The sequence below is a fragment of the Demequina maris genome (genome assembly GCF_000971155.1).
GTDB classification, from domain to species: domain Bacteria; phylum Actinomycetota; class Actinomycetes; order Actinomycetales; family Demequinaceae; genus Demequina; species Demequina maris.
The window spans coordinates 370526-394660 of record NZ_BBLX01000001.1 but is presented as its reverse complement, the minus strand read 5'-3'; the positions used below and the strand labels follow the sequence as shown (position 1 = coordinate 394660).

The 24135-nt window shown below is 71.4% G+C and carries 21 protein-coding genes and 1 tRNA gene; 15 read left to right on the top strand and 7 right to left on the bottom strand.

Features of this window, described 5'->3' with window-relative positions; translation table 11 throughout:
• Positions 1-63: 63 nt before the first annotated feature.
• From AOM02_RS01870 to gtfA, 12 genes are all read left to right on the top strand, one after another.
• A complete protein-coding gene (locus tag AOM02_RS01870; protein ID WP_062296038.1) occupies positions 64-453 on the top strand; it encodes a hypothetical protein in 390 nt (129 codons plus the stop codon).
• A gap of 170 nt (positions 454-623) precedes the next feature.
• The gene (gene hisI, locus AOM02_RS01865; protein ID WP_062296036.1) at positions 624-983 is read left to right on the top strand and encodes a phosphoribosyl-AMP cyclohydrolase; all 360 of its coding nucleotides are present in this window, start codon (positions 624-626) and stop codon (positions 981-983) included.
• Positions 980-2527 (top strand): anthranilate synthase component I, encoded by a 1548-nt coding sequence (locus AOM02_RS01860; RefSeq protein ID WP_062296033.1) that lies wholly within the window; start codon positions 980-982, stop codon positions 2525-2527. Before hisI ends, AOM02_RS01860 begins: the two co-directional genes overlap by 4 nt.
• 33 nt (positions 2528-2560) lie before the next feature.
• Positions 2561-2797, top strand: a complete 237-nt coding sequence (locus tag AOM02_RS01855) for a hypothetical protein (protein WP_062296030.1) — start codon at positions 2561-2563, stop codon at positions 2795-2797.
• A 62-nt stretch (positions 2798-2859) separates the two neighbouring features.
• A complete protein-coding gene (trpC, locus tag AOM02_RS01850; RefSeq protein WP_062296231.1) occupies positions 2860-3684 on the top strand; it encodes an indole-3-glycerol phosphate synthase TrpC in 825 nt (274 codons plus the stop codon).
• Positions 3681-4889, top strand: a complete 1209-nt coding sequence (trpB, locus tag AOM02_RS01845) for a tryptophan synthase subunit beta (RefSeq protein WP_062296028.1) — start codon at positions 3681-3683, stop codon at positions 4887-4889. Before trpC ends, trpB begins: the two co-directional genes overlap by 4 nt.
• Positions 4886-5674 carry a tryptophan synthase subunit alpha gene (trpA, locus tag AOM02_RS01840; protein ID WP_228373750.1) on the top strand — a complete coding sequence of 263 codons (789 nt, stop codon included), beginning with the start codon at positions 4886-4888 and terminating at the stop codon, positions 5672-5674. Before trpB ends, trpA begins: the two co-directional genes overlap by 4 nt.
• Positions 5671-6600 carry a prolipoprotein diacylglyceryl transferase gene (lgt, locus tag AOM02_RS01835; protein ID WP_062296024.1) on the top strand — a complete coding sequence of 310 codons (930 nt, stop codon included), beginning with the start codon at positions 5671-5673 and terminating at the stop codon, positions 6598-6600. The genes trpA and lgt overlap by 4 nt, the downstream gene beginning before the upstream one ends.
• Positions 6601-6723: 123 nt before the next feature.
• Positions 6724-11259 (top strand): glutamate synthase large subunit, encoded by a 4536-nt coding sequence (gene gltB, locus AOM02_RS01830; protein WP_062296023.1) that lies wholly within the window; start codon positions 6724-6726, stop codon positions 11257-11259.
• Positions 11252-12718 carry a glutamate synthase subunit beta gene (locus AOM02_RS01825; protein WP_062296020.1) on the top strand — a complete coding sequence of 489 codons (1467 nt, stop codon included), beginning with the start codon at positions 11252-11254 and terminating at the stop codon, positions 12716-12718. Before gltB ends, AOM02_RS01825 begins: the two co-directional genes overlap by 8 nt.
• Positions 12719-12734: 16 nt before the next feature.
• Entirely contained in the window at positions 12735-14153 is a 1419-nt protein-coding gene (gene pyk / locus AOM02_RS01820) for a pyruvate kinase (RefSeq protein ID WP_062296019.1), read from the top strand.
• A 133-nt stretch (positions 14154-14286) separates the two neighbouring features.
• Positions 14287-15780, top strand: coding sequence for a sucrose phosphorylase (gtfA, locus tag AOM02_RS01815; RefSeq protein ID WP_062296017.1), 1494 nt, complete (start codon positions 14287-14289; stop codon positions 15778-15780).
• A gap of 5 nt (positions 15781-15785) precedes the next feature.
• Here gtfA and AOM02_RS01810 read toward each other — a convergent pair whose 3' ends face one another.
• Together AOM02_RS01810 and AOM02_RS01805 are read right to left on the bottom strand one after the other, a co-directional pair.
• On the bottom strand, positions 15786-16256 hold the full coding sequence (locus AOM02_RS01810) for a methylglyoxal synthase (RefSeq protein WP_062296015.1): 471 nt from the start codon (positions 16254-16256) through the stop codon (positions 15786-15788).
• Positions 16257-16326: 70 nt separating this feature from the next.
• On the bottom strand, positions 16327-17223 hold the full coding sequence (locus AOM02_RS01805) for a hypothetical protein (RefSeq protein WP_156156032.1): 897 nt from the start codon (positions 17221-17223) through the stop codon (positions 16327-16329).
• A 135-nt stretch (positions 17224-17358) separates the two neighbouring features.
• Here AOM02_RS01805 and AOM02_RS01800 point away from each other — a divergent pair, with 135 nt between their 5' ends.
• Positions 17359-17697, top strand: coding sequence for a DUF4760 domain-containing protein (locus AOM02_RS01800; protein WP_156156031.1), 339 nt, complete (start codon positions 17359-17361; stop codon positions 17695-17697).
• Positions 17698-17749: 52 nt separating this feature from the next.
• Here AOM02_RS01800 and AOM02_RS01795 read toward each other — a convergent pair.
• Positions 17750-17823, bottom strand: a tRNA-Leu gene (locus AOM02_RS01795).
• 21 nt (positions 17824-17844) lie between these two features.
• On the opposite strand from AOM02_RS01795, the gene AOM02_RS01790 reads away from it, so the two are divergent.
• Both AOM02_RS01790 and AOM02_RS01785 read left to right on the top strand, forming a co-directional pair.
• Positions 17845-18474 (top strand): ANTAR domain-containing response regulator, encoded by a 630-nt coding sequence (locus AOM02_RS01790; RefSeq protein ID WP_062296008.1) that lies wholly within the window; start codon positions 17845-17847, stop codon positions 18472-18474.
• Between the two features lie 162 nt (positions 18475-18636).
• Positions 18637-19911: an ABC transporter substrate-binding protein gene (locus tag AOM02_RS01785; protein WP_062296006.1), complete on the top strand. Its 1275-nt coding sequence runs from the start codon at positions 18637-18639 to the stop codon at positions 19909-19911.
• A gap of 578 nt (positions 19912-20489) precedes the next feature.
• Here AOM02_RS01785 and AOM02_RS01780 read toward each other — a convergent pair.
• From AOM02_RS01780 to AOM02_RS01765, 4 genes are read right to left on the bottom strand one after another with little or no spacing between them, the layout of a single operon-like run.
• Complete coding sequence (locus AOM02_RS01780; protein ID WP_062296003.1) at positions 20490-21218, bottom strand: ABC transporter ATP-binding protein; 729 nt, start codon at positions 21216-21218, stop codon at positions 20490-20492.
• Entirely contained in the window at positions 21215-22066 is an 852-nt protein-coding gene (locus AOM02_RS01775) for an ABC transporter ATP-binding protein (RefSeq protein ID WP_062296001.1), read from the bottom strand. The genes AOM02_RS01780 and AOM02_RS01775 overlap by 4 nt, the downstream gene beginning before the upstream one ends.
• Positions 22066-23034, bottom strand: a complete 969-nt coding sequence (locus tag AOM02_RS01770) for a branched-chain amino acid ABC transporter permease (protein ID WP_062295999.1) — start codon at positions 23032-23034, stop codon at positions 22066-22068. Before AOM02_RS01770 ends, AOM02_RS01775 begins: the two co-directional genes overlap by 1 nt.
• A 1-nt stretch (position 23035) precedes the next feature.
• A complete protein-coding gene (locus AOM02_RS01765) occupies positions 23036-24082 on the bottom strand; it encodes a branched-chain amino acid ABC transporter permease (protein WP_062295997.1) in 1047 nt (348 codons plus the stop codon).
• Between the last annotated feature and the right edge of the window lie 53 nt (positions 24083-24135).

The window sequence follows — 24135 nt, the reverse complement described above, 5'->3', positions numbered from 1 at the left end:
GACGATGCGGTGATGGAATCGGTGCGGCCGCCCACGCGGGCGGCGGTCCTGGAAGGAGCAGCGGTGACCGAGTCGTTGGCAGCGAGCGTGCGCGGGCTGCGCCGCGAGGCGTTCGAGTCGCACCTCGCGCGGCTCGAGGAGCTCACCGTGCGCGAGCTGGTCGAGCTGTCCAAGGCACGCCGCATCGGGCTCACCGAGGTCTTCGACATCCTCGCCGACACGGACTTCCTCGTGGGCGAGTGGCACCCCGCGTGGCGCGAGGCGTACGACACCGTCCAGCGCGTGTGCGCCGAGCGCGGCCTCGACGGGCTGCCGATCCTGTGCGCGGCCGCCTCCGACGCCGCCGCGTGCCAGGGCCTCGCGCGGCTGTTCGGCTCCGACGTGGGCATCGACATCCACGTCCGCCTGTCCGAGCCGTGGCGCTTCGTCATGGAGCGCCGCGCGCGGCTCTGACCGTTCGGTTGAGGGCCGGCGTGCCCGTGCGCTCATCCACACAGGTTCTGCACTCATCCACCGGCACACCCGGGTTCTGCGCCGAAGTTGCATCGGAGAGCGCTCCCGAGGCGCGGCCGGTGTGGAGAGGCGCACCGGCGCGGGCCCGCAACCGTGGAAGGATGGGCCGCATGCCGCTCGCCGCTGACATCGCCGCGCGCCTCAAGCGCGATCCCGCCGGACTCGTCTGCGCCGTGGTGCAGCAGCACGACACCCGCGAGGTCCTCATGGTGGCGTGGATGAACGACGACGCCCTGCACGAGACCCTCACGACCGGCCGCGCGGTGTACTGGAGCCGCTCGCGGCAGGAGCTGTGGCGCAAGGGCGACACGTCGGGCAACGTCCAGCGCGTGGTCCGCGCGAGCCTCGACTGCGACGGCGACGCGCTGCTCCTCGAGGTCGACCAGCGGGGTCCCGCGTGCCACACCGGCACCCGCACGTGCTTCGAGGCCGGGGGAGACCTGGGCGCCGTGAACGGGCTCGAGGCATGACCACCGCGCACGTCGAGTGGGGCCAGACCTGGCCCACGCTCGAGGGCTTCGTCGACCTCGGCGCGTCCCACCGCGTGGTCCCCGTGGTGCGCCGCGTGCTCGCCGACTCGCTCACCCCCGTCGCCGTCTACCGCGCGCTCGCGCAGGAGCGCCCCGGCACCTTCATCCTCGAGTCCGCCGAGCCCGACGGCTCGCGCGCACGCTTCTCGTTCGTGGGCGTGCGCTCGCGCGCGATGCTCACCGTGGACGGGGACGATGCGCGGTGGTCGGGCGACGTGCCCGTGGGCCTCGCCGACGGCGCGCCGCTCGAGGCCATCGCGCACGTGCTCGAGGAGATGCGCTCCGAGGCCATCGACGGGCTGCCGCCGCTCACGGGCGGCATGGTCGGCGTGCTCGGCTGGGACATCATCCGCCAGTGGGAGCCGACGCTGCCCATGAAGGCGCCGCGCGAGCTGGACGTGCCCGACGTGCTGCTGCTGCTCGCCACGGACATCGCCGCGATCGACCACCGCGACGGCTCGGTGTGGCTCATCGCCAACGCGGTCAACGCGGACGCGCAGGAGACCGGGATCGACCGGGCGTACGCGGACGCCGTGGCGCGCCTCGACCGCATGCAGCGCGAGCTCGCCGCCGCGACGCCCGGACCCGTGTCCGTGCTCGCCGAGGGCGACGACCCCGTCGTGGCCCAGCGCAGCGCGCCGGGGGAGTACGAGGCCGCGGTCGCGTTCGCCAAGGAGGCGATCCGCGACGGCGAGGTGTTCCAGATGGTGCCCTCGCAGCGGTTCGACGTGCCGTGCGAGGCGACGCCGCTCGAGGTCTACCGCGTGCTGCGCACCCTCAACCCCAGCCCGTACATGTACTACTTCCAGCTTGAGGACGACCGGGGCCGCGAGTTCGCGGTGGTCGGCGCGAGCCCCGAGTCGCTGTGCACCGTCAAGGACGGCCGGGTGTCGACGTACCCGATCGCCGGCTCGCGCCCGCGCGGCGCCACCCCCGGCGAGGACAAGGCGCTGCAGGAGGAGCTGCTCGCGGACCCCAAGGAGGTCGCGGAGCACATCATGCTCGTCGACCTGGCGCGCAACGACCTCGTCAAGGTGTGCGAGCCGACCTCGGTCGAGGTGGTCGAGTTCATGACCGTCAACCGCTACTCGCACATCATGCACATCTGCTCGACGGTGGTGGGCACGCTCGAGGCGCCCCACGGCGCGCTCGACGCGTTCACCGCCGTGTTCCCGGCCGGCACGCTGTCCGGCGCGCCCAAGCCGCGCGCGATCGCGCTCATCGACGAGATCGAGCCGACGCGGCGCGCGTTCTACGGCGGCGCCGTCGGCTACCTCGACTTCGCCGGCAACATGGACATGGCCATCGCGATCCGCACCGCGCTCATCGAGGACGGCACCGCGCACGTCCAGGCCGGCGCCGGCATCGTGGCGGACTCCGTGCCCGCGACGGAGGACGCCGAGACCAAGCACAAGGCGGCCGCGCTCATCCGCGCGATCAGCACGGCGTCGCGCCTGGCGGAGCCCGCGGCTTCGCTAGACTGACGCCGAATTCCACGAGTCCCCCGAGGAGTAACCATGTCGAGCGTGCACCTGGAGCCGCAGGACCTTCCCGACGTCGCCCCGCACAACCACGGCCGCACCACCGCCGGATGGGTCACCAACGTCGGCCTCGTGCTCGCCGCGATCCTCATCTCGGTCGGCATCGCGATCCCGGTCCACGCCGTGACCTTCACCGGCATCGGCGTCGGTGTCGTGGCCCTCGCGGCGGGTGCCGCGCTGCGCGCGCTCGGCCACGGCCAGCCGCTCTCCTAGGCACTCTGTGCCGCAACTTGAGGCGTCCTTGAGGCGATCTTTGCGGCGGTAGAGTGGGCGTCATGGGTGGGAGCAGCACAAGCGTTCTGGACAGCATCGTCGCAGGTGTCCTCGAGGACCTCGCGGTCCGCAAGGAGCTCACCACGATGGACGCGCTCAAGGAGCGCGCCGCACGCCTCCCGGAGGCGCTCGACGCCCGCGCGATCCTCGCGCGGGACGAGGTCGGGATCATCGCCGAGGTCAAGCGCTCGAGCCCGTCCAAGGGCGCGCTGGCGGACATCACCGACCCCGCGCTGCTCGCCACCGAGTACGCCGCGGGCGGGGCGTCGGTGATCTCGGTCCTCACCGAGCAGCGCCGCTTCAACGGCTCGCTCCAGGACCTCGACGCCGTGCGCGCCAAGGTGGACGTCCCCATCCTTCGCAAGGACTTCATCGTCACGCCGTACCAGGTGTGGGAGGCCCGCGCCCACGGCGCGGACGTGGTCCTGCTGATCGTCGCCGCCCTCGAGCAGCTCGCCCTGGAGAGCCTCGTCGAGCGGGTCCACTCGCTCGGCATGACGGCCCTCGTGGAGGTCCACGACGCCGAGGAGGTCAAGCGCGCGGCCGACGCCGGCGCGACCGTCATCGGCGTCAACGCCCGCAACCTGCGCACGCTCGAGGTGGACCGCACCACGTTCGCCAAGCTTGCGCCCACCATCCCCGACGGGATCCTCAAGATCGCCGAGTCCGGCATCCGCGACAGCCACGACGTGGTCGAGTACGCCCGCCTCGGCGCGGACGCCGTCCTCGTCGGCGAGGCGCTCGTCAAGGACCGTGACCCCCGCGCGACCGTCGCCCAGATGGTCGCCGCCGGTGCGCACCCCGCGCTGCGGTCGGTGCGCCCGTGACGGACTCCCTCCAGTCGGCCCCCGGGCCGTACTTCGGCGAGTTCGGCGGCCGCTTCGTCCCCGAGGCCCTCATGGCCGCGCTCGACGAGCTCACCGACGCGTACGACAAGGCCCGCATCGACCCCGCGTTCACCGGCGAGCTCGAGCGGCTCGCCCGCGACTACACGGGACGCCCCTCGATCGTCACCGAGGTGCCGCGCTTCGCCGCCCACGCCGGCGGCGCGCGCGTGTTCCTCAAGCGCGAGGACCTCAACCACACCGGCTCGCACAAGATCAACAACGTGCTCGGCCAGGCGCTGCTCACGAAGCGCCTCGGCAAGACCCGCGTGATCGCCGAGACCGGCGCGGGCCAGCACGGCGTCGCGACCGCGACCGCGGCGGCGCTCATGGACCTCGAGTGCGTGATCTACATGGGCGAGGAGGACACCGAGCGGCAGGCGCTGAACGTCGCGCGCATGCGCCTCCTCGGCGCCGAGGTGATCCCCGTCGCCACCGGCACCCGCACGCTCCGGGACGCGATCAACGAGGCGTTCCGCGACTGGGTCACCAACGTCGAGACCACCAACTACGTGTTCGGCACCGCCGCCGGCCCCCACCCGTTCCCGGCCATGGTCCGCGACTTCCAGCGGGTGATCTCCGTCGAGGCCCGCGAGCAGATGCTCGCGCTCGGCGGCCTCCCGGACGCGGTCCTCGCGTGCGTGGGCGGCGGCTCCAACGCGATCGGCTCGTTCGACGCGTTCCTGGACGATGCGGGCGTGCGGCTCATCGGCTGCGAGGCGGCGGGCGACGGCGTCGACACGGGCCGCCACGCGGCGACCCTCACCGGCGGGCGCCCGGGCATCCTCCACGGCTCGATGTCGTACATCCTCCAGGACGAGGACGGCCAGACCCAGCCCTCGCACTCCATCTCCGCGGGGCTGGACTATCCCGGTGTCGGTCCCGAGCACACGTGGCTGTCGAGCATCGGCCGCGCCGAGTACTGGCCCGTCACCGACGCCGAGGCGATGGAGGCCTTCCGCCTCCTCACGCGCACGGAGGGCATCCTCCCCGCGATCGAGTCGGCGCACGCCCTCGCGGGCGCTCTGCGGCTCGGCAACGAGCTGGGCCCCGGCGCGACGCTGCTCGTGACGCTCTCGGGCCGCGGCGACAAGGACGTCGAGCAGGCCGCGCGATGGTTCGACATGCTTCCGGAGGGGGACGCGTGAGCGCACTCACCGATCGGCTCGACGCGTGCCGGGCCGAGGGCCGCGCCGCGCTCGTCGGCTACCTGCCCGTCGGCTACCCCGACGTCGAGACCTCGCTCGCCGCGATGCGCGTGCTCGTCGCGGCCGGCTGCGATGTGGTCGAGGTCGGCCCGCCCTACTCGGACCCCGTGCTCGACGGCCCGATGATCCAGCACGCCGCCGCGAAGGCGCTCGAGGGCGGCGTCAAGGTGGACGATGCGTTCACCGCCGTCCGGACGGTCGCGGACGCGGGCGCGGTGCCCGTGGTGATGAGCTACGCGAACGTCATGCTGCAGCGCGGCTGGTCGCGCTTCGCGCAGGACCTCGTGGCCGCCGGGGGAGCCGGGGTCATCACGCCGGACCTGACGCCCGACGCCGCACCGGAGTGGGTCGAGGCCGCGCGCGCCGAGGACGTCGACACGATCTTCCTGGTCGCGCCGTCGACCACGCGCGAGCGCATGAAGCTGACGTGCGACGCGTCCCGCGGCTTCGTGTACGCCACGCCGCTCATGGGTGTGACGGGCGAGCGCGCCTCGCTGGGCGACGCCGCGCAGCGCGTGGTGTCCGAGGCGCGGGCCGCGGGCGCCGAGCGCGTCTGCATCGGCGTGGGCGTGTCCACGGGGGCGCAGGCGGCCGAGATCGCGGGCTTCGCGGACGGCGTCATCGTCGGCACGGCCTTCGTCCGCGCGCTCGGCGACGAGGGCGACCTCGAGCGGCTGCGCGCCAAGGTGACCGAGCTCGCGGAGGGCGTGAGGAGCGCACGATGACCACGTCGATCCCCAGCCCGCCGATCGAGTGGAGCTCGTTCTCCGTGGGCCCGCTGACCATCCACGCGTACGCGCTGTGGATCCTGCTGGGCATCCTCGTCGCCCTGTGGCTGACCACGCGCCGCTGGGTCGAGCGCGGGGGAGACCCCGAGGTCGTGGGCGACATCGCCTTCTGGGCCATCCCGTTCGGCATCATCGGCGGTCGGCTCTACCACGTCATCACCACGCCGGCCCCGTACTGGGGCCCCGACGGCAACCCGTGGGACGCGCTCAAGATCTGGAACGGCGGCCTCGGCATCTGGGGCGCGGTCGCCCTCGGCGCGCTCGGCGCGTGGATCGGCGCGCGCCGCGCGGGCGTCAGCTTCACGGCCTTCGCCGACTCCGCGGCCCCGGCGGTGCTCATCGCGCAGGCCATCGGCCGCATGGGCAACTACTTCAACCAGGAGCTGTTCGGCCGCCCCACGGACCTGCCGTGGGCGCTCGAGATCGACCCGGCCTTCCGGCCCGACGGCTACGAGCAGTTCGCGACCTTCCACCCCACGTTCCTGTACGAGATGGTGTGGAACCTCGCGGGCGCCGCGCTCATCATCTACCTGGACCGCCGCCTCAAGCTGTACGGCGGCCGCGTCTTCTGGCTGTACGTGATGGTCTACGTCTCGGGCCGCCTGTGGATCGAGCACGTCCGCATCGACGATGCGGTGCACATCCTCGGCCTGCGCATCAACGAGTGGGTGTCCATCATCGTGCTGGCGGGTTCTACCGCCGCGTTCGCGGCCCTAGGATGGAGGCAGCGCAAGGCTGCCCAGCGACCGGATCGGTCGCGGCTCGCGGCGCGTGCCTCCCACCCCGAGGACACCGCCGCGCAGGGCGAGAAGGACTCGCCCGACGTCGCCGACACCCACGGCGACGGCCCCGCCGGGGCCTGAGGGACGGGATTCCGTGCCGGCCGCCGTTCGCGGTAGGCTGAACGCCCGTGTCAACACCGGGTCGACGGCGCCCCGAAATCTACGAATGTCCCCGTACTCCCGGGGACGCTTAAGGACGGTGTGATGGTCGCGCATCTTGGCGCTCCCCAGCCCGCGGCGGGTCTCTACGACCCCGCGTACGAGCACGACGCCTGTGGCGTCGCCTTCGTCGCGACCCTCCGTGGCACGGCAGGCAGGGACATCGTCGATGCGGGCCTCACCGCCCTCAAGAACCTCGAGCACCGCGGTGCCGTGGGCGCCGAGACGGAGACCGGCGACGGCGCGGGCCTCCTCACGCAGGTGCCGGACGCGTTCCTGCGCGAGGTCGCGGGCTTCGACCTGCCGGCCGCGGGGGAGTACGCGGTGGGCATCGCGTTCCTCACCCCCGGGGCCGAGGCCGCCGAGGTCGCCGCCTTCGAGTCCGCCGCGGACCAGGAGGGCGTCACCGTCCTCGGCTGGCGCGACGTGCCGGTGAACCCCGAGCCGCTCGGCCCGAGCGCCCGCGGCGCCATGCCGACCTTCCGTCAGGTGTTCCTGTCGCGCGAGGGCCTGTCCGGCATCGAGCTCGACCGCAAGGCGTACCGCGTGCGCAAGCGCGCCGAGGGCGCGGGCGGCCCGTTCTTCGCGTCGCTGTCGTCGCGCACCCTCACCTACAAGGGCATGCTGACGACCTACCAGCTCGAGCAGGTCTTCCCGGACGTCACGCACCCGCTGTTCGCGTCGGAGCTCGCGCTCGTGCACTCGCGCTTCTCCACCAACACCTTCCCGTCGTGGCCGCTCGCGCAGCCGCTGCGCGGCATCGCCCACAACGGCGAGATCAACACGGTCCGCGGCAACCGCAACTGGATGGCGGCCCGCGAGGGCATGCTGCGCTCCGAGCTGCTGGGCGACATGGCGCCGCTCATGCCGGTGTGCACCCCCAGCGCGTCCGACACCGCGTCGTTCGACGAGGTCCTCGAGCTGCTGCACCTGGGCGGGCGCCCGATCCACCACGCGCTGCTCATGATGATCCCCGAGGCGTGGCAGAACAACGAGGCCATGGACCCGGCCCGCCGCGCGTTCTACGAGTACCACTCGGGCCTCATGGAGCCGTGGGACGGCCCCGCCGCGCTCCACTTCACCGACGGCACCGTCATCGGCGCGACGCTCGACCGCAACGGCCTGCGCCCCGGCCGCTACTGGGTCACGGACGACGGCCTCGTCGTGTGCGGCTCCGAGGCCGGCCTCCTCGACATCGACCCCGCGAAGGTGATCCGCAAGGGCCGCCTGCAGCCCGGCCGCATGTTCCTCGTCGACACCCGCGAGGGCCGCATCGTCGAGGACGAGGAGATCAAGAGCGCGCTCGCCTCGGAGCACCCCTACGAGCAGTGGGTGTCCGACAACGCGATCCGCCTCTCCGAGGTGCCCGACCGCGAGCACATCTCGCACTCCGCGCGCTCGGTCCAGCGCCGCCAGCGCGCCTTCGGCTACACCGAGGAGGAGCTCAAGATCCTCCTCGCGCCGATGGGCAAGACCGGCGTCGAGCCGATCGGCGCGATGGGCTCGGACACGCCGATCGCCGTGCTGTCCAAGCGCCCCCGCCTGCTGTTCGACTACTTCGTGCAGATGTTCGCGCAGGTGACCAACCCGCCGCTGGACTCGATCCGCGAGGAGATCGTCACCGCGACCGGAGGCTCGCTCGGTCCCGAGCCGAACCTGCTCGAGGCCACCCCCGAGCACGCGCGCAAGATCATCATCGACTTCCCGGTGATCGACAACGACGAGCTCGCCAAGATCCTCCACATCGACCGCGACCCCAAGCGCCGCGGCGTGTTCTCCGCGCGCAAGATCCGCGGCCTGTACCCGGTCAAGGAGGGCGCCGAGGCGCTCGACCAGCGCCTGCGCGAGATCTTCCGCGAGGTCGACGAGGCGCTCGAGGACGGCGTGTCCTTCCTCGTGCTGTCCGACCGCGACTCCAACCCGGACCTCGCGCCCATCCCGTCGCTGCTGCTCACGTCGGCCGTGCACCACTACCTGGTGCGCACCCACCGCCGCACCCAGCTGTCGATGGTGGTCGAGGCGGGCGACGTCCGCGAGGTCCACCACGTCGCGCTGCTCATCGGCTACGGCGCCGGCTGCGTCAACCCGTACCTCGCGATGGAGACGGTCGAGGACCTCGCCAAGCGCGGCTACCTCGGCGACGTCGCCCCCGAGGAGGCGACGCACAACCTCATCAAGGCGCTCGGCAAGGGCGTCCTGAAGATCATGTCGAAGATGGGCATCTCGACCATGGCGTCCTACCGCGGCGCGCAGGTCTTCGAGGCGATCGGCCTGTCGAAGGAGCTGGTCGACCTCCACTTCAACGGCACGCCCAGCCAGATCGACGGCGTCGGCCTCGACGTCGTCGCGGCCGAGGTCGAGGCGCGCCACGCGGACGCGTACCCCGCCTCCGGCGAGCTGCCGCCGCACCAGCGCCTGCGCACCGGCGGCGAGTACCAGTGGCGCCGCGACGGCGAGGAGCACCTGTTCGACCCGGAGACGGTGTTCAAGCTCCAGCACGCGACCCGCACGCGCCGCTACGACGTGTTCCGCGAGTACACCGACCGCGTCGACGACCAGGCCAAGCGCCTCATGACGCTGCGCGGGCTGCTCGCGTTCGACGCGGACCGCCGGCCGATCCCGCTCGACGAGGTCGAGCCCGTCAGCGAGATCGTCAAGCGCTTCAACACCGGCGCGATGTCCTACGGGTCGATCTCGCAGGAGGCGCACGAGACCCTCGCGATCGCGATGAACCGCCTCGGCGGCCGCTCCAACACCGGAGAGGGCGGCGAGTCCGTCGACCGCCTGTACGACCCCGAGCGCCGCAGCGCGATCAAGCAGATCGCCTCGGGCCGCTTCGGCGTGACCTCGGAGTACCTGGTCAACGCGGACGACATCCAGATCAAGCTCGCGCAGGGCGCCAAGCCCGGCGAGGGCGGCCAGCTGCCGGGCAACAAGGTGTACCCCTGGATCGGCGAGACGCGTCACTCGACGCCGGGCGTGGGCCTCATCTCCCCGCCGCCGCACCACGACATCTACTCGATCGAGGACCTCAAGCAGCTGATCCACGACGCGAAGAACGCCAACCCCAAGGCGCGCGTCCACGTGAAGCTCGTCGCCGAGGTCGGCGTCGGCACGATCGCCGCGGGCGTCGCCAAGTGCAAGTCCGACGTGGTGCTCATCTCGGGCCACGACGGCGGCACCGGCGCGAGCCCGCTGAACTCGCTCAAGCACGCGGGCGCCCCGTGGGAGATCGGCCTCGCCGACACCCAGCAGACGCTCGTCCTCAACGACCTGCGCGACCGCATCGTCGTCCAGGTCGACGGCCAGATGAAGACCGGCCGCGACGTCGTCATCGCGGCGCTGCTCGGCGCCGAGGAGTTCGGCTTCGCGACCGCGCCGCTGGTCGTCGAGGGCTGCGTGATGATGCGCGTGTGCCACCTCGACACGTGCCCCGTGGGCGTCGCGACGCAGAACCCCGAGCTGCGGTCCCGGTTCTCCGGCAAGCCCGAGTTCGTCGAGACCTTCTTCGAGTTCATCGCCGAGCAGGTGCGCGAGCACCTCGCGGCGCTCGGCTTCCGCACCATCGCGGAGGCGGTCGGCCACGTCGAGGTCCTCGAGACCCGCGCGGCGATCGACCACTGGAAGGCGCAGGGCCTCGACCTCACGCCGGTGCTCGCCCGCCCCAAGGAGGGCGCGGCGCTCATGAACTCGACCACGCAGGACCACGGCCTCGAGGCGGCGCTCGACAACGACCTCATCGCGGCCGCGCAGCCGGCGCTCGAGCGCGGCGAGTCCGTCGCCATCGAGCGCGAGGTGCGCAACATCAACCGCACCGTCGGCACGATGCTCGGCTACGAGGTCACGCGCCGGTACCGCGGCGCGGGCCTGCCCGACGACACCATCGACGTGACGTTCACCGGCAGCGCCGGCCAGTCGTTCGGAGCGTTCGTCCCGCGCGGCATCACGCTGCGCCTCGAGGGCGACGCCAACGACTACGTCGCGAAGGGCCTGTCCGGCGGCCGCGTCATCGTGCGCCCCGCGCGCGAGTCGATGCTCGACGAGACCAGCGACGTCATCGCCGGCAACGTCGTGGGCTACGGCGCCACCGGCGGCGAGATCCTGCTGCGCGGCCAGGTGGGCGAGCGCTTCCTCGTCCGCAACTCCGGCGTCACCGCCGTCGTGTCGGGCGTGGGCGACCACGGCCTCGAGTACATGACCGGCGGCACGGCCGTGATCCTGGGCCGCACGGGCCGGAACCTCGGCGCGGGCATGTCGGGCGGCACGGCCTACGTGCTCGACCTGCGCGCCGAGCGCGTCAACGCCCAGGCCCTCGCCGCGGGCGAGCTCACGCTCAGCCCGCTCGACGAGGAGGACGCGGTCATCGTCCGCACGCTCGTCGAGCGCTTCGAGGCCGAGACCCGGTCGCCCGTGGCGCGCGAGCTGCTCGCCGACTGGCCCTCGACCGTGGCGCGCTTCACGCGCGTCCTCCCCGCACAGTACGCACGCGTCCGTGACGCGCTCACCGAGCTCGAGGCGAAGGGCGGCGACCTGTCCGCCCCGGGTGCCTGGGCCGAGTTCCTGGAGGTGACCGGTGGCTGACCCCCGTGGATTCCTGAAGATCCGAGAGCGGGAGGTCCCCGCCTACCGCCCCGTGCCCGTGCGCCTGCGCGACTGGTCCGAGGTCAAGGACGAGCTGGGGCGCGACGAGGTCGTGCTCAAGCGCCAGGCGGGCCGCTGCATGGACTGCGGCATCCCGTTCTGCCACCAGGGCTGCCCGCTCGGCAACCTCATCCCCGAGTGGAACGACCTCGTGTGGCGGGGCCAGTACCCCGACGCCATCGAGCGCCTCCACGCGACCAACAACTTCCCGGAGTTCACCGGCCGCATCTGCCCGGCGCCCTGCGAGACGTCGTGCGTGCTGGGCATCAACCAGCCCGCCGTCACCATCAAGAACGTCGAGGTCGAGATCATCGAGCACGCGTTCGAGGAGGGCAACGTCACGCCGCACATCGCGCAGCGCCACACCGGCAAGACGGTCGCGGTGGTCGGCTCGGGCCCCGCGGGCCTCGCCGCCGCGCAGCAGCTGACGCGCGCCGGCCACACGGTCGCGGTGTACGAGAAGGACGACCGCATCGGCGGCCTGCTCCGCTACGGCGTGCCGGACTTCAAGATGGAGAAGCACATCATCGACCGCCGCGTGGCGCAGATGGAGCGCGAGGGCACCCGCTTCCGCACCGGCATCGCGATCGGCACGGACATGACGTGGGACGACCTGCGGGCACGCTACGACGCCGTCCTCATCGCCACCGGCGCGCCCATCGAGCGCGACCTGCCGATCCCGGGCCGCGACCTCGACGGCATCCACTTCGCGATGCCGTACCTCCACCAGGGCAACCAGGCCGTGGCGGGCGACGAGGTCCCGGACCAGATCCACGCGGAAGGCAAGCACGTCATCGTCATCGGTGGCGGCGACACCGGCTCGGACTGCATCGGCACCGCCCTGCGCCAGGGCGCCGCGAGCGTCACCACGCTCGCGATCGGCAAGAAGCCGCCGGTCGGCCGCCCCGACAACCAGCCGTGGCCCACCGACCCCCGCGTGTTCGAGGTCTCCTCGAGCCACGAGGAGGGCGGCACGCGCGAGTACCTCGCGTCGACCGTCGAGTTCGTGGGCGACGAGGACGGGCACGTGCGCTCGCTCAAGGTGGCGGTCACGCAGTACAACGCCGACGGCTCGCGCACCCCGACCCCGGGCACCGAGCGCGAGATCCCGGCGGACCTGGTCCTCATCGCTATGGGATTCACTGGGCCGGAGGTCACGAACCTCCAGGCACAGTCCCAGGTAGCGTTGACGTCGCGCGCTCAGATCGAGCGTGCGGACAACTTCGCGACCACCCAGGACGGCGTGTTCGTGGCCGGTGATGCCGGCCGTGGCGCGTCGCTCGTGGTCTGGGCGATCGCCGAAGGACGCGCGGCCGCGGCCGCGATGGATGAATACTTGACAGGGAGCACCGAGCTCCCGGCGCCGGTGACGGCGCACACGTCGGCGCTGCGCGCCTGAACCGAGGTTGGAGAACATGCGAAACGCGAAGATCGTCTGCACTATCGGACCGGCCACCGCGCCGATTGAGCAGATGCGCAAGCTCGTGGGCGCGGGCATGGATGTCGCCCGCATCAACCGCAGCCACGGCTCCGCCGAGGAGCACGAGCAGGTGTACCGCAACATCCGCCAGGCCGCGGAGGAGTCGGGCCGCAACGTCGCCGTGCTGGTCGACCTGCAGGGCCCCAAGATCCGTCTCGAGAAGTTCGCGAACGGCCCGCACGACCTCGCCGTCGACGACGTCTTCACGATCACCACGCGTGACGTCGAGGGCACCAAGGACATCTGCGGCACCACGTTCAAGGGCCTGCCGGGCGACTGCCACGTCGGCGACACGCTCCTCATCGACGACGGCAAGGTCCGCCTCGAGGTCACCGACGTGACCGAGACCGACGTCGTCACCAAGGTCGTCGTGCCGGGCCCCGTGTCGAACAACAAGGGCATCAACCTCCCGGGCGTCGCCGTGTCGGTGCCCGCGATGTCGGAGAAGGACGAGGACGACCTGCGCTGGGGCCTCAAGCTCGGCGCCGACTTCATCGCCCTGTCCTTCGTGCGCAATGCGAAGGACTACGAGGACGTCGCCGCGATCATGGCCGAGGAGGGCCGCACGGTCCCCGTCATCGCCAAGGTCGAGAAGCCGCAGGCGGTCGACAACCTGGCCGAGATCGTCGACGCGTTCGACGGCGTCATGGTTGCCCGCGGCGACCTGGGCGTGGAGCTCCCGCTCGAGGAGGTGCCGCTCGTCCAGAAGCGCGCCATCGAGCTGTGCCGCTCGCAGGCCAAGCCGGTCATCGTCGCCACCCAGGTGCTCGAGTCGATGACGCACTCGCCGGTGCCGACCCGCGCCGAGACCTCGGACTGCGCCAACGCCATCCTCGACGGCACCGACGCGGTCATGCTCTCGGGCGAGACCTCGGTCGGCGACTACCCGATCGTCACGGTCGAGACGATGGCCCGCATCGTCAAGAACACCGAGGAGAAGGGCTACTCGCGCATCGCGCCGTACCTGTCGACGCCGCACACCCGCGGTGGCGCCGTCACGCACGCGGCCGCCGAGATCGCCGAGAACCTCGACATCAAGTACATCGTGACGTTCACCCAGTCGGGCGACTCGGCGCTGCGCATGTCGCGTCTGCGCCCGTCGACCCCGATGATCGCCTTCACGCCGTCGGCCGACACCCAGAAGCGCCTCGCGCTGTCCTGGGGCATCCAGGCCGAGCTCGTCGAGAAGGTCGACTCGACCGACGAGATGGTCAACCTGGTCGACGGCTACCTCAAGTCCTCGGGCCGCGCGGTGGACGGCGACTACGTGGTCGTCGTGTCCGGCACCCCGGTGGGCGTGCCCGGCACCACGAACTCGATCTTCGTGCACAAGGTGGGCCAGGTCCGCGGCTAAGCGGCACCGGCCTCGTTCGCAGGGCCCCGTCGGCTTCGGCCGGCGGGGCCCTGCGGCTTCCCCGGGCGCCGCCGCATCGTCGCGTCCTAAGGTGGGAGCAGGCGCGACGATGCGCGGTGCGAGGGGGTGCGCCATGGCTCGCAACGGGGTCCAGCTCATCACGTATGCCGACAGGCTGGCGGGGGACCTGCCCGGCCTGGCGCGGCTGCTCGGCTCGCCGCCCTGGTCGGCGGCGTTCACGGGCGTGCACATCCTGCCGTTCTTCACGCCGTACGACGGCGCGGACGCCGGCTTCGACCCCGTCGACCACACCGCCGTGGACCCGCGGCTGGGGACGTGGGACGACCTGGGCGCGGTCGGCGGCGGGCGCGACCTCATGGTCGACGTCATCGTCAACCACGTGTCGGCGGACTCGGCGGCGTTCCGCGACTGGCAGGAGCGCGGCGACGCCTCGCCGTACGCCGGGATGTTCCTCACCATGGCCGCCGTGTTCCCGTACGGCGCCACCGAGGAGGAGCTGGCGCGCATCTACCGCCCGCGTCCCGGGCTGCCGTTCACGCCGTACACGGTCGCGGGGGAGAAGCGCCTGGTGTGGACCACGTTCACGCCGCAGCAGGTCGACCTCGACATCGCCCATCCGGGGGCCCGCGCGTACCTCGACGCGATCCTCGACGCGATCGCGGGCGCCGGCGCGACGCTGGTGCGCCTCGACGCGGTGGGCTACGCCGTCAAGACGCCCGGCGAGACGTGCTTCATGACCCCGGACACCTTCGCGTTCATCGAGGAGTTCACCGGCCGCGCCCGCGCGCGCGGCCTCGAGGTGCTGGTCGAGGTGCACTCGTACTACCGGCGCCAGGTCGAGATCGGCGCGGCGGTCGACCGGGTCTACGACTTCGCGCTGCCGCCGCTCGTGCTGCACGCGCTCGCCACCGGTGACGGCGAGCCGCTCGCACGCTGGCTCGAGATCCGGCCCGGCAACGCCGTGACGGTGCTCGACACGCACGACGGCATCGGCGTCATCGACGTCGGCGCGGACCAGACCGCGCCGGACTCGCCCGGGCTGCTGCCGCCCGCGGACCTCGACGCGCTCGTGGAGCGGATCCACGCCGCGTCCGGCGGCACGTCACGCCTTGCGACGGGTGCCGCCGCCTCCAATCTCGACCTCTACCAGGTCAACTGCACGTTCTACGACGCGCTGGGCGCGGACGACCACGCCTACCTCGCGGCGCGCGCCATCCAGTTCTTCACGCCCGGCATCCCGCAGGTGTACTACGTGGGCGCGCTGGCGGGCCGCAACGACGTCGACCTACTGCGCGAGAGCGGCGTCGGGCGCGACATCAACCGCCACCGCTACGCGCCGGGCGAGGTCGATCGAGAGCTCGCGCGGCCGGTGGTGCGCGCGCTGATGGCGCTGTGCGCGTTCCGCTCGGAGCTGCCGGTCTTCGACGGCGGCTTCGCCTTCGCGCTCGAGGACGGCGTGCTCACGATGAGCTGGCGGGCGGGGGAGGACGAGGCGCAGCTCACCGTCGACCTCCTCTCGCACCGCGCGGGCCTGTGGTGGAGGTACCAGGGCCGCGAGGGCCAGACCGACGACCTGCTCGCCGACCCGCCCGTGCTGGAGGGCTGAGCCATCTACTCGGCCGCGGGCTCGTCCGGGCCGCCGCGCATCGACTCCCAGTCGCGCGGCCCCAGGTCCGGCACCTTGCGCTCGTAGCCGCGCGCGAACAGCGGCGACGAGATGAGGAAGTCCGCGGTGGCGACGTTGGACGCGATCGGGATGTTCCACAGCGCGCCGAGCCGCAGCAGCGCCTTGACGTCGGGGTCGTGCGGCTGCGGCTCGAGCGGGTCCCAGAAGAAGATGAGCATGTCGATCGCGCCCTCGGCGATGCGCGCACCGATCTGCTGGTCGCCGCCCACCGGGCCCGACAGGAAGCGGTGCACGCGGAAGCCGAGCTCGTACTCGAGCATCGTGCCCGTGGTGCCCGTCGCGTAGAGCTGGTGGTGGGCGAGGCTGCCCTTGTTGAAGGAGGCCCACTCGAGCAGCTCGGCCTTCTTGTTGTCGTGCGCGACCAGCGCGATGTGCAGGGTCGTGGCGTGCGTCATGGGCGCTCCTCAGGTCTCGAGACGAGCATCCCACGGCGGGGGCGCGGAAGGCTCGCCGGACGTCCCGACGTCACAGGCCGCTGACGGCGAGTCCCGCGAGCGCCGTCAGCAGCGGGCCCGCGACCCATACGCCGGCCTGGAGCTCGTCGAGCAGGGAGGTCGTCAGGCCCAGCATCCGCTCGGTCTCCTCACGGGCACGCAGCTGGGCGCGCAGGGCGTCGGCGTCGTCAGCGTCGACGGGGGCGAGCAGGTCGCGGAGCTCGGTCGCCGCCCGCCGCAGCGCTGCCCGCGGGATCGCGTGGATGCCCGCGACGAGCGCGGTGCCGACGAGGCCGAACACGAGCACCTCCACCGGTCCGTCGGGACGGGGGCACGCGTCGGTGGGTAGACGGGCCACCCCGAGCGCGAGGGTGGTGAGGGCGACGAGCGAGCCCAGCCAGGGGAGCAGCGCACGGGAGAGGTCCCGCAGGAGAAGGTGGTCGGCGACGCGCGCGCCGAGACCCGCGCTCGTGGGCGCCGCGTCCTGGGCCGCGGCGATCCCGACACCGGCCCGCCCGATGAGCGCGCCGCCGACGCCGGCGGCGAGCGTCAGGACGGCGCCGCGAGCGCTGGCGGTCGATTCGCGGCCGACGACCTGGGCGAGGACGAGGAGGCCCGCCAGGCCGGCCAGCCCGATCGCCGCGATGGCGTTCGGCGGCCCCCACGCGATGGCACGGATGCGCGCCACCTCCCGCCTCGCGCCGAGGCCCCGCGCGGACGCGAGGCCCGCCGAGAGCCCCACCCCGAGGACGAGGAGCGACCACAGCGCGAACTCGGCGTCCGAGACGCCGCAGTCCTCCGCGGGGTAGAGGCGCGCGTGGACCAGCACCGCGACCGCCAGGAGGACCCCTGCGGCGCCGCACCGCACCGGGGCGACCAGGGAGCGCGCGCGGGCATCACGCCTCGGGGTGGCTCGCTGGGCCCTCACCCTCCCAGTGTGCGTGCGGCGGCGCGCGGCCGCCCGGCGGCGCATCGTCTCCGCAGGCCCTCCGATTGACAGCCGGACCGGACGCGAGGAACGTGAACAAGGTCGGCGTCCACCAGCAACGATGCGGAGGTCCCCATGTCGACCCAGGCAGATGCGTCCCTCATGGTCCAGCTTCTCCAGTGGCATACGGCGGCGGGAGGCATGGACGCCTCGATGGCGCTGATGGCCCCCGGATTCGACCCGGACGTGGCGACGGTGCAGGACCGGGACGTGTTCGTGATGCTCATGCTGGGCGAGACCATCGGCACGTTCGTCAAGCAGGGCGTGCTCGACGCGGGTCTCGTCTACGACCTGTGGGCGCCCGGCCTCATGTGGAACCGGGTCGGCCCGGCGGCGCTGCGCCAGCGCGACGCGTTCGCGGTGCCGGCGCTGTGGGAGAACTTCGAGGCCCTCGCCAAGGGGGAGCTCGGCTGACGCGTCCCGCGGGACGGGCCGCCTCGCGCGACCCGTCCCCGGGAACGATGCGTACCCCGGGTGGGATTCGAACCCACAACACCGCGGGTTTGAGCCGCGTGCCTCTGCCAGTTGGGCTACCGGGGCGAGGGCACTAGGCTAGCGCCTGTGACTGATGAGAAGGACGCTCCCCAGGCGGAGCAGCAGACCCAGGCCCCCAAGCGTGCGCGCCGCGCCGTCGTCGCCGAGGACGAGGCGCTCATCCGGATGGACATCGTCGAGACGCTCCGCGAGGGCGGCTACGACGTCGTCGGCGAGGGTGCGAACGGCGAGGAGGGTGTCGCCCTGGCGCGCGAGCACAAGCCCGACGTCGTCGTGATGGACGTGAAGATGCCCGTCATGGACGGCATCACGGCCGCGGAGCAGATCGCCAAGGAGCGCATCGCCCCGGTGGTGCTGCTGACCGCCTTCTCGCAGACCGAGCTCGTCGAGCGCGCGCGCGACGCGGGCGCCATGGCGTACGTCGTCAAGCCGTTCACGCCCGGCGACCTGCTGCCGGCCGTGGAGATCGCGGCGTCGCGCTACGTGGAGATCCGGGCGCTCGAGTCGGAGATCGCCGACATCAACGAGCGCATGGAGACCCGCAAGAAGGTCGAGCGCGCCAAGGGCCTCCTCATGGAGAAGATGAAGCTCAACGAGCCCGAGTCCTTCCGCTGGATCCAGAAGACCTCGATGGACCGTCGTCTCACCATGCGAGAAGTTGCTGAGGCCGTCATCGAGCAGATGGGCGGAAAGTAGAGCAAACTGCTCTACCCGTGCTCAGTTCGGTCACGAAATCGTGATGGACACGACGCAATCGCGTAACAGGCTCCCGCTACCGTGACGGTTACCGCGATGAGGAACTCCCCTCGTCGCGCACTAACCAAGGTGAGATCGTCTCACCTAGTGGGAGGAAGAAACATGGCACGATGGAACTCCATCGCCCGTGGCGCGGCCGTCGCCGCCGTCGCGACCATTTCCCTCGCCGCCTGCTCGTCTGACGCGAGCGAGGGTGGTTCGAGCTCGAGCGCCGAGGGCGGTTCGGGTGAGGGTCTGAAGGTTGGTTCGCTGCTGCCGATCACCGGCTCGCTCGCGTTCCTCGGCCCGCCGGAGATCGCCGGCGTGGACCTCGCGATCCAGGAGATCAACGAGGCCGGCGGCGTGCTCGGCTCGGACGTCACCGTCCAGCACGAGGACTCCTCCGACACCGACAACCCGAACATCACCTCGGACTCGGTCACCAAGCTTCTGAGCGGCGGCGTCTCCGTCGTCATCGGTGCGGCCTCGTCGTCGGTCACGCTCAACGCGGTGGACGACATCACCAACGCGGGCGTCGTGCAGATCTCGCCGGCCAACACCGCGACCAGCCTCTCGGGCTACTCGCCGCTGTACTTCCGTACCGCTCCGCCGGACACCGTCCAGGGCAACGCGCTCGGCAACCTCATCCTCGAGGACGGCTACAAGAACATCGGTGTCCTCGTCTTCAACGACGACTACGGCACCTCGCTCCGCGACGTCGTCCAGGAGACCGTCGAGGCCGCCGGCGGCTCGCTCACCTACGGCACCTCGGGTCAGGAGTTCGACCCGTCGGCCTCGAGCTTCGCCTCCGACGTCCAGGCGATCCTCGCCACCAACCCCGAGGCGATCGCGCTCATCGCGTTCGACCAGACCTCGCTGATCATCCCCGAGCTCGTCGCGGCCGGCTTCGACACGTCGAAGCTGTACCTCGTGGACGGCAACCTCGCCGACTACTCGGACGAGCTCGAGGCGGGCGCCCTCACCGGCGCCAAGGGCACCCTGCCCGGCGCGAGCCCGGAGAGCGACTTCCGTTCGCTCCTCGACTCGGTCGCGGACGGCGGCTCGCTCGACGAGTACGCGTACGGCGCCGAGTCCTACGACGCCGTCATGCTCTCGGCCCTCGCGGCCGTGCGCGGCGGCGCCGTCGACGGCCAGACCATCGCCGACAACCTGGCGGCGGTCTCCGGCGCCGAGGGCGGCACGGAGTGCACCGGCTTCGCCGACTGCGTCGCGCTGCTCGAGGACGGCGAGGAGATCAACTACCAGACGATCTCCGGTGCCGGCCCGTTCAACGCCGACAACGACCCCTCGTCCGCCTACATCGGCGTGTACGAGTACGGCGACGACAACACCTACTCGCTGCTGACCTCGGTCTTCGGCGAGGTGCCGGAGTCCTGATCCAGGACCTCGCACACGCGGAGGGCCCCCGGCTTCGGCCGGGGGCCCTTCCGTTTGCCCTCCGGCCTTCTTGACGCTCCCACCGGCCCCGTGGCCGGAGATACCGCTCATGGTGCGGAGAGAGGCGTCGCGAGGGTCAGCGGTACCGCTGAGCGTCCGCCCCCGCGACTCTCCACGTGTCACCGCCGGCTGCACCCTCAGCGGCACGGGAGGCCCCGAGAACGGCGCCGAACGCACCACCAGCAGTACGGCTGCGATCCGCCACGCGGGTTCGACCCGGCCGCCGCCCTCCGCCCGAGGGCGCCTCGCGCCTGTGGTGACGATCCGTGTCGCCTGGGACGGGCGCGAGGCCCCTGTGGTGCCGATCCGTGTCGCCCCGTCCCCGCGACCACCCACCCCGCCACCGCATCGTCCCACCGCGCGCGAACCGGCGTACGCCCTCGTGCGTGCGGGACGGGACCAGGGACGATGCGGTCGGGGACGGTCCTGTACGCCGGTTGCGACGCACGGGGGAGCCCGCCACAGAACAAGGCCCGGCCCCGCCGAGGCGGGACCGGGCCTTCCGAGAGCGGCGGGCGCTACGCGCCGAGCGTGCCCAGGTACAGCTCGATGACCTTGGGGTCCTTGAGCAGCTCCTGGCCGGTCGCGGTGTAGGCGGACGTGCCCTGGTCGAGGACGTAGCCGCGGTCGCAGATCTGCAGGCAGCGGCGGGCGTTCTGCTCGACCATGATCACCGTGACGCCGGTCTTGTTGATCTCGCGCGTGCGGACGAAGGTCTCGTCCTGGCGCGCGGGGGAGAGGCCGGCGCTGGGCTCGTCGAGCAGCAGCACGTGCGGGTCCATCATGAGCGCGCGCGCCATGGCGACCATCTGCCGCTCACCGCCGGACAGCGAGCCGGCGCGCTGGTTCTTGCGCTCGATGAGCACGGGGAACAGGTCGCCGATCCTCTTCAGCTGCTTCTTGAAGTTCTTGCTGGCCTGGTACGCACCCATCTCGAGGTTCTCCTCGATGGTGAGCGACGGGAACACGTTGTTGGTCTGCGGGACGAAGCCGACGCCGCGCTTGACGAGCTCGTCGGCGCGCAGGTTGGTGATGTCCTCGCCGCCCAGCGTCACGGAGCCGTCGCGCACCGGCACGAGGCCGAACAGAGCCTTGAGGAAGGTCGACTTGCCGGCACCGTTCGGACCGATGATGCCGATGAGCTCGCCCTCCTTCACCTCCATCGAGCAGCCGTTGAGGATGTTGATGCCCGGGAGGTAGCCGGCGATGAGGTTGTCCGCGTTGAGGATCACGGGCTTGTCGGTCATGCGTCATCCTCCAGGGACAGCTCGGACAGGTCGGTGTCGTGGTGGGCGCCGAGGTAGGCGTCCTGCACCGCCGGGTTCGACATCACGGTGCCGGCCGGGCCCTCGGCGATGATCTTGCCCTCGGCCATCACCACCACCCAGTCGGAGATGCGGCGCACCATGTGCATGTCGTGCTCGACGAAGAGCACGGTCATGCCGTCCTCCTTGAGCTCCACGATGTGGTCGAGGAGCGACTCGGTGAGCGCGGGGTTCACGCCCGCCATCGGCTCGTCGAGCATCACCATGGTGGGCTTGGACATGAGCGCGCGCGCCATCTCGAGGAGCTTGCGCTGACCGCCCGAGAGCGAGCCCGCGTAGTCGTCCCGCTTCTCGTAGAGCTTGAAGCGGTGGAGCAGGTCGTGAGCCTGCTCCGTGATCTCCCGCTCGCGGGCCTTCCACAGCGGCGGCGCGAACGCGCGCAGCAGGTTCTCACCCGGCTGCTCCTGCGCGCCCAGGCGCATGTTCTCGATGACCGTCATGCGGCTGAGCGCCTTGGTCAGCTGGAACGTGCGCACCATGCCGGCGCGGGCGACCTTGGCCGACGGCACTCCGCGGAGCGGCTTGCCGTTGAACACGCCCTCGCCCTCCTGCGCCTGGTCGAAGCCGGTGAGCAGGTTGAAGAACGTGGACTTGCCGGCGCCGTTGGGGCCGATGAGTGCCGTGATCGTGTTGCGCTGGACCTCGAAGTGGTCGACGCTGACCGCGGTCAGGCCGCCGAACCGGCGCGTCACGCCGTCCGCGATCAGGATCGCGTCGGGCTTGGCTGCGCCCGGCTCGTGGGGGACCGAGGCGAATGCGGTGTCTGCCATCAGAACGCCAGCTCCTTCTTGTTGCCCAGCACTCCCTGCGGCCTGAAGACCACCAGCAGCATGAGCGTCACGCCGACGAGCACCAGGGAGAAGGGCTCGAGCTCGGTGGGGGCGAGGACATCGGACGGGATGAACGCGGATGCGAGGCTCTTCACCAGTGTCAACGAGGACCAGAAGAGGATCGATCCGAGCAGCGGCCCGAACACGGTCGCGGCGCCGCCGAGCAGCAGCAGCGTCCACAGCCAGAAGGTGGTGGGGCGGCCCATCGAGTCGGGCTGCACCGAGTTGCCCAGCGACCACGTGATGCCGCCCAGGGCGCCGATGACGCCACCGATGATGAGGGCCTGCATCTTGTACGAGTACACGTTCTTGCCGAGCGAGCGCACGGCGTCCTCGTCCTCGCGGACACCCTTGAGCACGCGGCCCCACGGGGAGTTCGCGAGGCGCCAGAACAGGCCGGCGCAGACGAACACGAGCGCCCACGTCACGAGGGTGAGCCACCACGACGACGAGCGGGAGCCGTGCATCGAGAACGGTCCGATCTCGACGATGCTGTCGGGGAACGGCGACAGCTCCTCGAAGGGCGCCTTGTAGTCGGAGCCGCGGATGCCGCTCGACGCGCCGGTGAGGTCCTTGAGGCTCTGGGAGCGCCCGAGGAAGCGGACCATCTCGGCGGCCGCGATCGTCACGATGGCGAGATAGTCGCCGCGCAGCTTCAGCGTCGGCCAGCCGAGCAGCAGCGCGAACAGCGCCGCCGCGACGAGGCCCACGATGACGGCGAGCCAGATCGGCCAGCCCTGCTGGATCGAGATGGCGAAGCCGTACATGCCCAGGAGCATGAAGCCCGCCTGGCCCATGTTGAGCAGGCCGGTGAGGCCGAAGTGGAAGTTGAGACCGATCGCGGCGAGCGCGAAGGCGGCGGTCGACGGCGCGATGGCCGTGCGGAGAACGTCGAAGAGGATGTCCATGTCAGCCGACCCTTTCCGGCTTGCCGAGGATGCCCTGCGGGCGCACCAGCAGCACGATGATGAGGATGCCGAGCGCCGTGGCGAACTTCAGGTCCGGCGGCAGCCACACGGTGGACACCTCGGCGACGATGCCGATGATGAGCGAGCCGACGAGCGCGCCGTACGGATGGCCGAGGCCGCCCAGGGTGACCGCGGCGAACATCATCATCAGCAGCTTGGTGCCGTCGTCGAAGCCGATGCCCTGCTGGTACAGCGCCAGCAGGATGCCGCCGAGGGCGGCGAGGCCGGCGGCCATCATCCAGACGATGCGGATGATCGAGTTGACCTTGATGCCGGACGCCGAGGCGAGCGCCGGGTTGTCGGACACCGCGCGGGTCGCGCGGCCCAGGCGGGTGCGCTGGAGGAAGAACGCGACGCCGAGGATCGCGGCGATGGCGATCGCCATCGAGATCAGCGTGACGTTGCCCACCGAGATCGGCCCGTACTGGTTGCGGGGGTCGATCGACGTGACGAGGCGCACCGGGCGGCCGCCCATCCACCACTGGATGAAGTTCACCAGGGCGAGCGAGAGGCCGATCGACACGATCATCTGCTGGACCATCGCGACGCGGCGGCGACGCAGCTGGCTCCAGATGATCTTGTCCTGGATCCAGCCGAAGCCCGTCGCGATCGCGATGCCCACGGGCGCCGCGAGCCAGAACGGCCAGTTCACGGAGAACGAGAACGGCAGGAGCGGGAACGACACCTCCTGCGGGGTCGCGAGGAAGTACGTGATCATCGCGCCGAAGGTCACCATCTCGCCGTGCGCGAAGTTGCTCAGGCCGGTGGTGCCGTAGATGAGCGACAGACCCACCGAGGCGAGCGCGAGCAGCAGGCCGAAGACGATGCCGTTGAACAGGTTCTGGATGAGGAGGTTGGTGCCGCCGGACGATGCCGTGGTGGTCACGGCCTCCGTCTCGGCGGTCGCGGCCTCGGCCGCGCCCCCCATCGTCAGGACCGCGGTGATGCCCACCGCCGCGATCAGGAAGACGAGCGCTGCCCTGAGCAACGCTCGCCGGTCAAGAGTGGCCAACACGGAACCCCCTCCAAGGTCAAGGTTGC